Here is an 11,333-nt window from a genome sequence, read left to right as displayed (position 1 = left end):
GTCGAACTCCGCCTGCTTGAACGGGGGCGCCATCTTGTTCTTCACGACCTTGACGCGCGTGCGGTTGCCGACCGCGTCGGTGCCGTCCTTCAGCGTCTCGATGCGGCGGATGTCGAGGCGCACCGAGGCGTAGAACTTCAGCGCCTTTCCACCGGCGGTGGTCTCGGGCGAGCCGAAGAACACGCCGATCTTCTCGCGCAGCTGGTTGATGAAGATCATCGTGGTGTTGGTCTGGTTGAGCCCACCGGTGAGCTTGCGGAGCGCCTGCGACATGAGACGCGCCTGCAGACCCACGTGGGAGTCGCCCATCTCGCCTTCGATCTCGGCCTTGGGCACGAGCGCGGCGACGGAGTCGATGACCACGAGGTCGATCGCGCCCGAGCGCACCAGCATGTCGGCGATCTCGAGCGCCTGCTCACCGGTGTCGGGTTGCGACACGAGCAGCGCGTCGATGTCGACGCCCAGCTTCTGTGCGTAGTCGGGGTCGAGCGCGTGCTCGGCGTCGATGAAGGCGGCGATCCCGCCCGCGCGCTGCACATTGGCGATCGCATGGAGCGTGAGCGTCGTCTTTCCCGACGACTCGGGACCGTAGATCTCGATGATGCGGCCGCGGGGAAGCCCGCCGATGCCGAGCGCGACGTCGAGGGCGATCGATCCGGTCGGGACGACCTCGACAGGAGCGCGCTCGTCGCTGCCCAGCCGCATGACCGAGCCCTTTCCGAACTGCCGGTCGATCTGGGCGAGGGCCGATTCGAGGGCCTTCTCGCGGTCAACTGCTGAGGGCATGGCGTGCTCCTAATGCTCGCGTTCCGTCGCCTGTAGGCTGTCGCGCTCCGACCCGGTGGGACGGATGCTGCGACAAGGCGTGAGGTGTCGTTCGACGTCGTCCACGCTAGGGAGGGGCTCCGACATCCGTCTTCGCTCCGCCGCTCTCGTGGACAGACACGTCCTCGATCCCTGCTGTGCAGGAGCCTACGCGGCTATCGAACACATATTCGACGACACGCCGGGCTGCGGCGACGGCGGCGGTGTGTTCAGCGCTTGGGCTCGAGGCGCCCGGCGCCGTAACGGCGTTCGAGCGGGACATCCGTCTCGGCGCACAGCGCGAGCCACACCTCGCGCGGGGGCACGCCGGCCTTCAGCGCCTCGGCGGCGGTGCGCCCGCCCACGCCGGGGAGCACGAGATCGACCACCAGCGCGTCGCCGCGCAGACCGAACTCGTCGTTCACGGCTCGGTCGAACTCACTGCGGCGCATGAAGGCGGAGTGCTCCGGTCAGAAGGCGGATCGCGTCAGCGCAGCGACAGCTCGGCGTCGACGGACGCCACGAGCTCGTCGGGGACGACGTCGGGGAAGGTCTGCAGGCCCTCGAGGACCGAGATGCGGTCGCCGACCTCGCGCATGATGATCGAGATGGGCACATCGAGTGCTTCGGCGACCGATGCGAGGATCTCGCTCGACGCCTCCTTCTGACCGCGCTCGACCTCGCTCAGGTAACCGAGAGCGACGCTTGCGCGGCTCGCGACCTGACGGAGGGTGCGACCCTTCTGCTGGCGGAAATCGCGAAGCACTTCGCCGATCTCTTGACGTACCAGGATCATTGTGGGCCCCCTCCTCACTTCTGATTCCGCTTGTCCGGGTGGACAACAGTACAGCACCGGATGATGCCAATCTAATCCCGCGAACTGGGGAATGGGTGGGAATCACCGAATGTAACCGAGAAGAAACACGGTGTGTTCCCGCCGACTCGAACGATCTGTCCCGACCCTCTCGGAGGATCGCTCACGAGCTCGAGACCCGGCTGATCGCAAGCTTCAGGGCCGCCGCCGTCGCCGCCTCTCGGATCGCGGCGCGATCGCCCTCCAGCAGGACCGTCGCCCCCGCGGACCCGTCGGGTGCGACCACGGCGATGCACACTGTCCCGACGGGCTTCCCGTCCTGGGGCTCCGGGCCCGCAACCCCGGTGGTCGCGATGCCGACATCCGCACCGAGCACGCGCCGGGCCCCCTCGGCCATCTGCCACGCGACTGCTGAATCCACCGCTCCCGCCGACGCCAGCAGCGCCGCGTCGACACCGAGCACGTCCCGTTTCACGTCGGTGGCGTACGCCACCACTCCCCCGCGCATCGACGCCGACGCCCCCGGGACGTCGACGATGGCGGCCGCGACGAGCCCGCCCGTGAGGGACTCGGCGACGGCCACCGTCCACCCCCGGGCGCCCAGCGCCGCGAGGAGGTCGGCGGCCAGGGTCACGCGGTGCCCTTCGCGCGGCGCGCCCCGCGAGCCTCGGTGAGGACGTAGTCGATGCCGCTCGCGACCGTCAGCACGACCGCGATGGTCATGGTCACGCCGTTCACCCAGAAGATCCAGTCGCCGACGACGGTCCACAGCGGCAGCAGCGCCAGCGAGAGCGCCACCCCCTGCGCGAGCGTCTTGAGTTTGCCCATCCAGGCCGCGGCGACGACGTGGTCGCTCGCGACGATCAGCCGGTGCACCGTGATCCCGACCTCCCGCACGAGCACGAGGATCGTGATCCACCACGGCAGCTCGCCGAGGATCGACAGTCCGATGAAGGCGAAGCCGGTCAGCACCTTGTCGGCGATCGGGTCGAGCAGCTTGCCCAGGTCGGTGACGATGTGGTGCCTGCGGGCGAGGTAGCCGTCGATCCCGTCCGTCGCGATCGCCACGATGAACAGCACCGCCGCCCACCAGCGCAGCGGTCCGTCGGCACCGCCGTCGGCGAGCAGCATCCAGAGGAACACCGGGGCGCACAGGATGCGCACGATCGTGATCGCGTTCGGGAGCTGCCGCGGGATAGCCATGCGCCGAGCCTATCGCCGCACGGCCGGGCTCAATCGCGGCCGGTCAGCCCCCACGCGTCCTCGCCGCCCTCGCTCTCGACGACCGGATAGCCGTCGAACTGCGCGTCGACGGCGTCGGCGCCGTAGGGATCGGATGCCGGGGCCGCGGCATCCGGAACGTCCTCGCCCCGCAGCCGCGCGAGCACCGCGGGGAGCTGGTCGGGCGTCACGAGCACGTCGCGCGCCTTCGAACCCTCGGACGGACCGACGATCTCACGGGACTCGAGGAGGTCCATGAGCCGGCCGGCCTTGGCGAACCCGACGCGGAGCTTGCGCTGCAGCATCGACGTCGACCCGAACTGGGTCGAGATGATCTGCTCCGCCGCGGCGAGCAGAAGCTCGAGGTCGTCGCCGATGTCGGCGTCGATCTCCTTCTTCTCGGCCGCCGCCGCCACGTCGGAGCGGTACTCCGGCCGCGCCTGGGCGGTGACGTGCTTGACGACCTTCTCGATCTCCTGCTCGCTCACCCACGCACCCTGCACGCGCAGCGCCTTGGAGGCGCCCATCGGCAGGAACAGGCCGTCGCCCTGGCCGATCAGGCGATCGGCCCCGGGCTGGTCGAGGATCACGCGCGAGTCGGTGACGCTCGTCACCGCGAACGCGAGGCGGGACGGCACATTGGCCTTGATGAGTCCGGTGACGACGTCGACCGAGGGTCGCTGCGTCGCGAGGACGAGGTGGATGCCGCTGGCCCGGGCCAGCTGCGTGATGCGCACGATCGAGTCCTCGACGTCGCGGGGGGCGACCATCATGAGGTCGGCCAGCTCGTCGACGACGACCAGCAGATAGGGGTAGGGCTTGAGCACGCGCTCGCTGCCGGCGGGAAGCGTGATCTCGCCCGCGACGACCGCGCGGTTGAAGTCGTCGATGTGGCGGAAGCCGAACGACGCCAGGTCGTCGTACCGCATGTCCATCTCCTTCACGACCCACTGCAGCGCCTCGGCCGCCTTCTTCGGGTTCGTGATGATGGGCGTGATGAGGTGCGGGACCCCGGCGTAGGAGGTGAGCTCCACGCGCTTGGGGTCGATGAGCACCATGCGCACGTCGGCGGGCTTGGCGCGCATGAGGAGACTGGTGATCATCGAGTTCACGAAGCTCGACTTTCCCGAGCCCGTGGATCCCGCGACGAGGAGGTGCGGCATCTTCGCGAGGTTCGCCACGACGTATCCGCCGCCGACGTCCTTGCCGACGCCGATCGTCATGGGGTGGGTCGACTGCTGGGCGTTGTGGGACCTCAGGACGTCGCCGAGCGTGACGATCTCGCGGTCGGCGTTGGGGATCTCCACGCCGATCGCACTCTTGCCGGGAATGGGCGCGAGGATGCGCACCTCGTTCGAGGCGACCGCGTAGGCGATGTTGTTGGTCAGCGCGGTGATGCGCTCGACCTTGACCCCGGGGCCGAGGGAGATCTCGTACTGGGTCACCGTCGGACCGCGCGAGAAGCCCGTCACGCGCGCGTCGACGGAGAACTGGTCGAGCACGCTCGTGATCGCCTTGACGGTGTCGTCGTTCGCCTGCGACCGCGCGACGTGCGGCGTGCCGGCGGCCAGGGCATTGACCGAGGGCAGCCGGTACGGCGCGGTCGACCGGGCCGGCGCGTCGGTGCCGATGCCCGACAGCCCCGGGAGGAGGCCGTCCTCGAGCGGGTCCTCGCTGTCGTCGCGCAGCGAGGTGCCCGGCGCCTTGGACGCTTTCGCCGCCGACAGCACGGCCGGATCGATGATCTCGGTGAGCGCGTCGGTCGCGACCGGCTCGGGCTCCGGCACCGGCTCGATGACCTGGTCGAAGCCGCCCTGCGGGGAACCCGGCGTGAGGAGGGCCGTGAGGTCCTCGGAGCCGAGCACGTCGTCGGGGTCCTTCTCGCGGCCGGTCTTGTTGCGACGCCACCACGGCAGCGACGGGTCGTCGTCGGACTCGGCGGGCGCGGCATCCGTCGCCTGCTCGGTGCGGGGCTCGGCCCCGAACATCCACGCGTACAGCTCGCCGAGGCGCCGCCCGATGCGATTCGGGGGCGTCTTGGTGATGATCAGGATGCTGAGCACCGCGAGGAGCGAGAGCACGATGTAGGCGCCGACGTCGGTGAGCACGAGCGCGAGCGGCTCGCCGATCATCCAGCCGAACAGGCCGCCGGCTTCGCTGAGCGCGGGAAGGCCCTGGCTGGGCTGCGGCCGTCCGCCCGCGACGTGGCAGAAGCCTGCGATCGTCCAGATCAGCAGCCCGAAGCCGATGCCGATGCGGCCGTTGTCGTGGACGGAGGACGGATGCCGGAACATCCAGCCCGCCAGCACGAGGAGGAGCACCGGAAGGATGAACGCCTCGCGGCCGATGAGCCCGCCGACCGTGAACGCACTGATGCCGGCGGCGACGTCGTTGCCGATGAAGAACCACTCGTTGACCGCGCCGGCGACCGCGAGGAGCACGAGGAGGAACGGGAAGCCGTCGCGACGCTGGTCCTTCTCGAGCGTCTCGGGACCGAACGCGCGGAAGAGTCCGCCGGTGGCGTGGGCGAGACCCAGCCACGCGCGCGCGATCAGAGGTGGCCGGTCGGACTCGCCGACGTAGCGCTTCGGCGCCGGCTCGGGCTTCTTGGCGCGCGACGAAGACGCCTGCGTGCGTGAGGGCGCGCGACCGCTCTTGGTCGGGCTGGAGCTCCTGGCCATTCCCCCACGGTAAGCCGCACCGCCGACTTTTCTGCGGAGCCGCGCGGAGCTTCCCCGCGCCGGACGCCGCACGTCAGCGCAGGCGCTTGACCATCGTGTCGCGCCCGTGGGCCGCCTCGACGACCGCGAATCCTTCGCTGCGGTAGAGCGTCGCGGCGAAGTTGCCGCGCTCGACGCTGAGGGAGATGCGCCCGAACCCCTGCGCCCGCGCGTGCTCGCACAGCCGCTGCAGCAGGGCCCGTCCCACGCCGTGCGCGCGCCAGATCGGCCGCACGCCGATGATGAGCTCCGGCACGCCCGTGCCCACGTAGCCGAACCCGGGATCGGTGCGGGGCAGCATCCGGTACCACGCGGCCCCGATCGGCTCGCCGTTCGCGTCCTCCGCGACGAATCCCGCGTCCCCCGGTCGCATCCATCCCGACACGTACCGGCTGTGATCCGAGCCCGCGATGAGCTCGTGCTTGAGCCGCTCCCCGCCGCGACGCCAGTTCGCGGCGTCGACGACCATGTCCCCGAGGAACGCGCCGTCCGCCTGGGTGGCGGCGCGAATGCGGAAGGCGGGGGGCATGCCGCGAGTTTAGCGACGGCGAGCGGATGCCGAGTCCCGCATGTCGCAGGGCTCGGCGCGGCTCACGCCTCGATGACGAGCGGGATGATCATCGGCCGCCGGCGCAGCGACTGATTCACCCAGCGGCCGATGGTGCGCCGCACGACCTGCGAGAGGGCGTGCTGATCGCGCACCCCGGACTTCGCGGCCTCGGCGAGCGCCGCGGCGATCTTCGGCTTGACGTCGTCGAACACGGCGTCGTCCTCGGCGAATCCGCGGGCATGGATCTCGGGCCCCGAGATCACCTTGCCCGTCGAGGCGTCGACCACGACGATGACGGAGATGAAGCCCTCCTCGCCGAGGATCCGGCGATCCTTGAGGTCGGCATCCGTGATCTCCCCGACCGTCGACCCGTCGACGTACACGAACCCGAGGTCGAGCTGGCCGACCACGCGGGCGTCGCCGTCCTTGAGGTCGATGACCGTGCCGTTCTCGGCCAGGATCGTCCGCTCGGGCTCGATGCCCGTGTCCTGCGCGAGCCGCGCATTGGCCATGAGATGGCGGTACTCGCCGTGGATCGGCAGCACGTTGCGCGGCTTGAGGATGTTGTAGCAGTAGAGCAGTTCGCCGGCGGCGGCGTGACCGGAGACGTGCACCTTCGCGTTGCCCTTGTGGACCACGTGCGCACCGAGCTTCGTCAAGCCGTCGATCACGCGGTAGACGGCGTTCTCGTTGCCGGGGATGAGGCTCGACGCGAGGATCACGGTGTCGCCGGGCCCCGGCTCGATCGCGTGGTCGAGGTTGGCCATGCGGCTGAGCACGGCCATCGGCTCGCCCTGCGATCCGGTCGACATGTAGACGATCTGATCGTCGGGGAGGTCGCGCGCCTTCTTGTAGTCGATGAGCACGCCCTCGGGGACGTGGAGGTAGCCGAGATCCTCGGCGATGGTCATGTTGCGCAGCATGCTGCGGCCGAGCAGCGCCACCCGGCGACCGTGGGCGGCTGCGGCATCCAGCACCTGCTGCACGCGGTGCACGTGACTGGAGAAGCTGGCGACGATGACCCGGCGGGGAGACTTGCCGATCACCTGGTCGAGGACCGGCCCGATCTCGCGCTCGAGCGGGGTGAAGCCGGGCACGTCGGCGTTGGTGGAGTCGACGAGGAAGAGGTCGACGCCCTCCTCGCCCAGGCGGGAGAAGGCGCGAAGGTCGGTCAGCCGGCCGTCGAGCGGCAGCTGGTCCATCTTGAAGTCGCCGGTCGCCAGCACCATGCCCGCGGGGGTGCGGATCGCGACGGCGAGCGCGTCGGGGATGGAGTGGTTCACGGCGATGAACTCGAGCTCGAACGGGCCGAGGTTCTCGCGCTGCCCCTCGGCCACCGTCAGGCTGTACGGCCGCAGGCGGTGCTCCTTCAGCTTCGCCTCCGTGAGGGCGAGCGTGAGCCCCGAGCCGACGATCGGGATGTCGGACTTCAGCTTCAGCAGATACGGCACCGCGCCGATGTGGTCCTCGTGCCCGTGCGTGAGCACGACGCCCACGATGTCGTCGAGCCGGCCCTTGATCGGCTCGAAGTCGGGGAGGATCAGGTCGACGCCGGGCTGGTGCTCCTCGGGGAAGAGCACGCCGCAGTCGACGACGAGCAGCTTTCCGCCGTACTCGAAGACGGTCATGTTGCGCCCGACCTCGCCGAGGCCGCCGAGCGGAGTGACGCGCAGCGTCCCCTGCTCGAGCGCGGGCGGGTCGAGAGGCGTCGTCAGCGGGCTCATCGCGTCGTCCCCGAGACCTTGGGCAGCGCGCCGCCGGCGGCCGCGTTGCGATCGGGCCGGAAGTTGGAGAAGTCGGCCCCCGCGACACCGGTCACCAGGGCGAGCTCGTCCTCGATCTTCGCGGCCTCCCATTCCTCCGGCCCCACCAGTGGCAGTCGCACGCGCGGACTGCCGATGCGGCCGAGGCCGTGGAGGATGTACTTCGCCGAGACGGTGCCGGGCACGTGGGTCATCACGGCGCGCACGAGAGGCTCCAGCTGCTGGTGCGCGGCGGTCGCCGTCTTCAGGTCGCCCGCGTTCACGGCGTCGACGATCGCGCGATACGGCGCGGGGGCGATGTTCGCCGTCACGCCGATGAGCCCGGTCGCCCCGATCGCGAGGTGCGGCAGCACGTTGGCGTCGTCGCCCGAGAAGTACATCAGATCGGTCTGGTTGAGCACGCGGCTCACCTCGCTGAAGTCGCCCTTGGCGTCCTTGATGGCGAGGATGTTGGGGTGCTTCGCGAGGCGCAGGATCGTCTCGTAGCGGATCGGCACCCCGGTGCGGCCGGGGATGTCGTACAGGATCACCGGAAGGTCGGTCGCGTCGGCGACGAGCCGGAAGTGCGTGAGGATCCCGGCCTGCGTCGGCTTGTTGTAGTACGGCGTGACGATCATGATGCCGTCGGCGCCGGCCTTCTCGCTGGCCTTGTACAGCTCGATCGCGTGGGCGGTCTCGTTCGAGCCGCCGCCCGTGATGATCTTCGCGCGGCCTGCCGCGACCTCTTTGCCGAGCTCGACGAGGCGGATCTTCTCGGCGTCGGTCAGCGTGGAGGTCTCGCCGGTCGTTCCGGTCACCACGATGCCGTCCGCGCCGGCCGTGATGACGTCGTCGATGTGCTTCTCGACGGCGGGCCAGTCGACCTCGCCGTCGGCCGTCATCGGGGTGACGAGCGCGACGAGCACCTGTCCGAAGGGGTTGCCCGTATGCGTCATGCCTTCAGGTTATCGGGATGCCGCGCCCCGCGCGGTACGGCCGAGGGTCATCCGCCGCCGTGCGGCGGGCCGGTTGCAGGGGGCCCGTGCGCTCACCGGTGACCTGACGGCTCGGAGCGCACACTTCTCACGCCCGCCCCGACGACCGGCACCCCATGTCGCCGCAAGCGCGCGACGATCGCCTTCTCGACGGTGTGCCATTCATGCACGACGAGGGCGTAGTCGAAGCGCAGTGTCTCGTATCCGAGCGCCGCCGCGGCGGCGTCGCGCACCAGATCCTTATGCCGCAGGGACGCTCCGTCATGATTCTCACGCCCGTCCACCTCGATGATGAGCACCCCGGCCGCGACGAAGTCGACACGTCCCACACCGAGGATGCTGACCTGGCACTCGAGCGCGACGCCGAGTCGGATCAGACGCAGGCGCAGAAGGGACTCCAGCCCACTGTCCGCATCGGGTCGCGCGAGATCCACGAGCCAGCGCGTGCGCGCGGGAACGGTTCGGCGGATCCACTCACGCTCGGTACGGGACAGCAGCCCCTTCTTCCACGCCGACTCGTAGGCGGCGAAGAATGTCTCGCCATCGCAACACCCTGCCGCTTGCACGAGGGCGAGGGCGACGGGTGCGATCCCGAATGCGGCTCCGCCGGCGTCGTGGTGATCGATGCACCGGCAATTCTTGTGCGTGTGCCTTCGCCCCTTGCCCCCGAGCCACACGTGGAGGCGACCCCGCATCTCGAGCACCCAGACTCCGTGAGCGCGAAGGGCGGACACGCACGCCACTTCGCCGCCATGCCGAGCGGCGTCCAGAATCTGCGAGTCCGCGGTCGGCACCGCATAGACACCTTCACGCAGCCTGACGATGCCGGCTCGGTTGACCGCGGTCGCGATCGCGCGCTTCGACGCGCCCCGGGCCAGGAGGGCGCTCCGACGCACCACACCGCCGTGGTGCTCGATGATGTCGATGATCTCAGACGTGCGCACACCGCGACTTTGGCGTCGGCTCGAAGGTCTCGGGTTCGAGAGAGTGAGATCTGGGGATGGCGCAGCCGCCAGATTGGCTGAGGAGGAGCCGGCGACGACGGGCCGTTGCAGGGAGATCGGCAGTTCGGTGACACCAACCGTCACACCGATCTCACTGGTCACAGCAGATCCGACGACCGGCACCCCAGCGCTCAGAATCGAGCCTCGGCTTATCGTGGGCGCATGGCATGGCAGACCCTCGCGTCCCGCACCGTTTATGAGAATCGCTGGATCCGCGTGCGCGAGGACGATGTGCTCGGGCCCGGCGGGCCGGGAATCTATGGAGTCGTCGAGATGCGGCATCCGGCCGTCTTCGTCGTCGCGGTGGATGGCGCGGATCGCGTGTGCCTGGTGCGCCTGGACCGATACTCGACCGGAGAGTCCTCGCTCGAAGTGCCCGCCGGCGGCACCGACGGAGAAGACCCCCTCGCCGCCGCTCAGCGCGAACTGCGCGAAGAGACCGGGATGATCGCGGACGAGTGGCTCGAGATCGGCCGGATGAACGCGCTGAACGGCATCGCCGACGCGCCGGAGCACGTGTTTCTGGCGCGCCGCCTGCACTCAGAATCCGGAGATCTCGCATCCGCATCGCAGCACGAGGAGGGCATCGAGGCCGTCGAATGGATGCCGTTCTCGGTGCTCGTGCAGATGATCGGCCGTGGTGAGATCAGTGACGGCGAGTCGATTGCCGCGATCGCGTTGGCCGCGGTGCATCTCGGCCGATTCGTCTGACGTCAGCGGCCGGTCGCGGCGGCCCGTGCGACGAGCGACGACGGCACGAAGCGGGTGAGCGCCACGAGCGCCTTGTACTTCGTGGACGGGATCGAGACGGCGCGCCCGCGGGCCACGTCGCGCAGTGACTCGCGCACGACGGTGGCGGCATCCAGCCACATCCAGTCGGCGACGCCCTCCTGCCCCGGCGGGAGCCCCGCCCGTTCGTGGAAGTTCGTGTGCGTGAAGCCCGGGCACACGGCGGTCACGGTGACCCCGCGCTTCGCGTAGACGCTGTTGGCCCAGCGGCTGAAGCTGATGAGCCAGCCCTTGCAGGCGCCGTAGGTCGAGCGCGGCGTGAAGCCCGCGACCGACGCGACGTTGACGATGCGGCCGTGGCCGCGCGCGAGCATGGGCGCGAGCGCGGCGTGGGTGAGGCGCAGGGGCACCTCGACGTGCAGCTCCAAATGACGCGCCTCGTCCTCCACGTCATTGCGCTCGAACGCCAGCGGGAGACCGAACCCGGCGTTGTTGACCAGGAGCTCGACGGGGCGCTCCGCGTCGGCGAGGCGCCGCTCGAGCTTCGCGCGCTGCCGCGGCGCGAGCAGGTCGAGCGCCATCACCTCCACGCCCACCCGATGCTGCGCCGTCAGCTCGCGTGCGAGGCCCTCGAGCGCCTCGCGATCGCGGGCCACCAGCACCAGGTCGGCGCCGCGGGCAGCCAGCTGCCGCGCGTACTCCGCGCCCAGACCCGAGCTCGCGCCCGTGATGACCGCCGTCTTCGCCATGCGAC

12 protein-coding genes are annotated in these 11,333 nt (G+C 69.9%); 1 reads left to right on the top strand and 11 read right to left on the bottom strand.

Annotated elements, in window-relative coordinates:
• The 10 genes from recA to ACE3O1_RS06125 all read right to left on the bottom strand — a co-directional run.
• Positions 1 to 786: recombinase RecA (recA, locus tag ACE3O1_RS06170; RefSeq protein ID WP_374313514.1), on the bottom strand; the 786-nt coding region annotated here is incomplete at its 3' end.
• A 248-nt stretch (positions 787 to 1,034) separates the two neighbouring features.
• Positions 1,035 to 1,256, bottom strand: a complete 222-nt coding sequence (locus ACE3O1_RS06165) for a DUF3046 domain-containing protein (protein WP_374313512.1) — start codon at positions 1,254 to 1,256, stop codon at positions 1,035 to 1,037.
• A 35-nt stretch (positions 1,257 to 1,291) separates the two neighbouring features.
• A complete protein-coding gene (locus ACE3O1_RS06160) occupies positions 1,292 to 1,600 on the bottom strand; it encodes a helix-turn-helix domain-containing protein (RefSeq protein ID WP_374313510.1) in 309 nt (102 codons plus the stop codon).
• A gap of 181 nt (positions 1,601 to 1,781) precedes the next feature.
• Positions 1,782 to 2,252 carry a CinA family protein gene (locus tag ACE3O1_RS06155; protein ID WP_374313508.1) on the bottom strand — a complete coding sequence of 157 codons (471 nt, stop codon included), beginning with the start codon at positions 2,250 to 2,252 and terminating at the stop codon, positions 1,782 to 1,784.
• A complete protein-coding gene (gene pgsA, locus ACE3O1_RS06150) occupies positions 2,249 to 2,821 on the bottom strand; it encodes a CDP-diacylglycerol--glycerol-3-phosphate 3-phosphatidyltransferase (RefSeq protein ID WP_374313506.1) in 573 nt (190 codons plus the stop codon). The genes ACE3O1_RS06155 and pgsA overlap by 4 nt, the downstream gene beginning before the upstream one ends.
• Before the next feature lie 29 nt (positions 2,822 to 2,850).
• The gene (locus ACE3O1_RS06145; protein ID WP_374313504.1) at positions 2,851 to 5,520 is read right to left on the bottom strand and encodes a DNA translocase FtsK 4TM domain-containing protein; all 2,670 of its coding nucleotides are present in this window, start codon (positions 5,518 to 5,520) and stop codon (positions 2,851 to 2,853) included.
• 73 nt (positions 5,521 to 5,593) lie between these two features.
• Entirely contained in the window at positions 5,594 to 6,088 is a 495-nt protein-coding gene (locus ACE3O1_RS06140; RefSeq protein WP_374313502.1) for an N-acetyltransferase family protein, read from the bottom strand.
• Positions 6,089 to 6,150: 62 nt separating this feature from the next.
• Complete coding sequence (locus ACE3O1_RS06135; protein ID WP_374313500.1) at positions 6,151 to 7,833, bottom strand: ribonuclease J; 1,683 nt, start codon at positions 7,831 to 7,833, stop codon at positions 6,151 to 6,153.
• Complete coding sequence (gene dapA, locus ACE3O1_RS06130; RefSeq protein ID WP_374313498.1) at positions 7,830 to 8,807, bottom strand: 4-hydroxy-tetrahydrodipicolinate synthase; 978 nt, start codon at positions 8,805 to 8,807, stop codon at positions 7,830 to 7,832. Before dapA ends, ACE3O1_RS06135 begins: the two co-directional genes overlap by 4 nt.
• Positions 8,808 to 8,899: 92 nt before the next feature.
• On the bottom strand, positions 8,900 to 9,973 hold the full coding sequence (locus ACE3O1_RS06125; RefSeq protein WP_374313497.1) for a DUF559 domain-containing protein: 1,074 nt from the start codon (positions 9,971 to 9,973) through the stop codon (positions 8,900 to 8,902).
• Positions 9,974 to 10,012: 39 nt separating this feature from the next.
• Here ACE3O1_RS06125 and ACE3O1_RS06120 point away from each other — a divergent pair, with 39 nt between their 5' ends.
• Positions 10,013 to 10,561 carry an NUDIX domain-containing protein gene (locus ACE3O1_RS06120; RefSeq protein ID WP_374313495.1) on the top strand — a complete coding sequence of 183 codons (549 nt, stop codon included), beginning with the start codon at positions 10,013 to 10,015 and terminating at the stop codon, positions 10,559 to 10,561.
• Positions 10,562 to 10,563: 2 nt separating this feature from the next.
• Here the strand turns inward: ACE3O1_RS06120 and ACE3O1_RS06115 are convergent, their stop codons facing one another.
• Complete coding sequence (locus ACE3O1_RS06115) at positions 10,564 to 11,328, bottom strand: SDR family NAD(P)-dependent oxidoreductase (protein WP_374313493.1); 765 nt, start codon at positions 11,326 to 11,328, stop codon at positions 10,564 to 10,566.
• Positions 11,329 to 11,333 lie beyond the last annotated feature (5 nt).

Source organism: Microbacterium sp. (assembly GCF_041909575.1).
Taxonomy (GTDB): Bacteria; Actinomycetota; Actinomycetes; order Actinomycetales; family Microbacteriaceae; genus Microbacterium.
The sequence above is the reverse complement of the archived record's forward strand: the minus strand, read 5'-3'. Positions and strand labels throughout refer to the sequence as shown.

Excerpts from the sequence above, each read along its gene's own strand:
- ACE3O1_RS06160 (WP_374313510.1), bottom strand. The coding sequence starts at position 1,600 with ATGATCCTGGTACGTCAAGAGATCGGCGAAGTGCTTCGCGATTTCCGC.
- ACE3O1_RS06120 (WP_374313495.1), top strand. The coding sequence starts at position 10,013 with ATGGCATGGCAGACCCTCGCGTCCCGCACCGTTTATGAGAATCGCTGG.
- dapA (WP_374313498.1), bottom strand. The coding sequence starts at position 8,807 with ATGACGCATACGGGCAACCCCTTCGGACAGGTGCTCGTCGCGCTCGTC.
- pgsA (WP_374313506.1), bottom strand. The coding sequence starts at position 2,821 with ATGGCTATCCCGCGGCAGCTCCCGAACGCGATCACGATCGTGCGCATC.
- ACE3O1_RS06115 (WP_374313493.1), bottom strand. The coding sequence starts at position 11,328 with ATGGCGAAGACGGCGGTCATCACGGGCGCGAGCTCGGGTCTGGGCGCG.
- ACE3O1_RS06140 (WP_374313502.1), bottom strand. The coding sequence starts at position 6,088 with ATGCCCCCCGCCTTCCGCATTCGCGCCGCCACCCAGGCGGACGGCGCG.
- ACE3O1_RS06165 (WP_374313512.1), bottom strand. The coding sequence starts at position 1,256 with ATGCGCCGCAGTGAGTTCGACCGAGCCGTGAACGACGAGTTCGGTCTG.
- ACE3O1_RS06135 (WP_374313500.1), bottom strand. The coding sequence starts at position 7,833 with ATGAGCCCGCTGACGACGCCTCTCGACCCGCCCGCGCTCGAGCAGGGG.
- ACE3O1_RS06145 (WP_374313504.1), bottom strand. The coding sequence starts at position 5,520 with ATGGCCAGGAGCTCCAGCCCGACCAAGAGCGGTCGCGCGCCCTCACGC.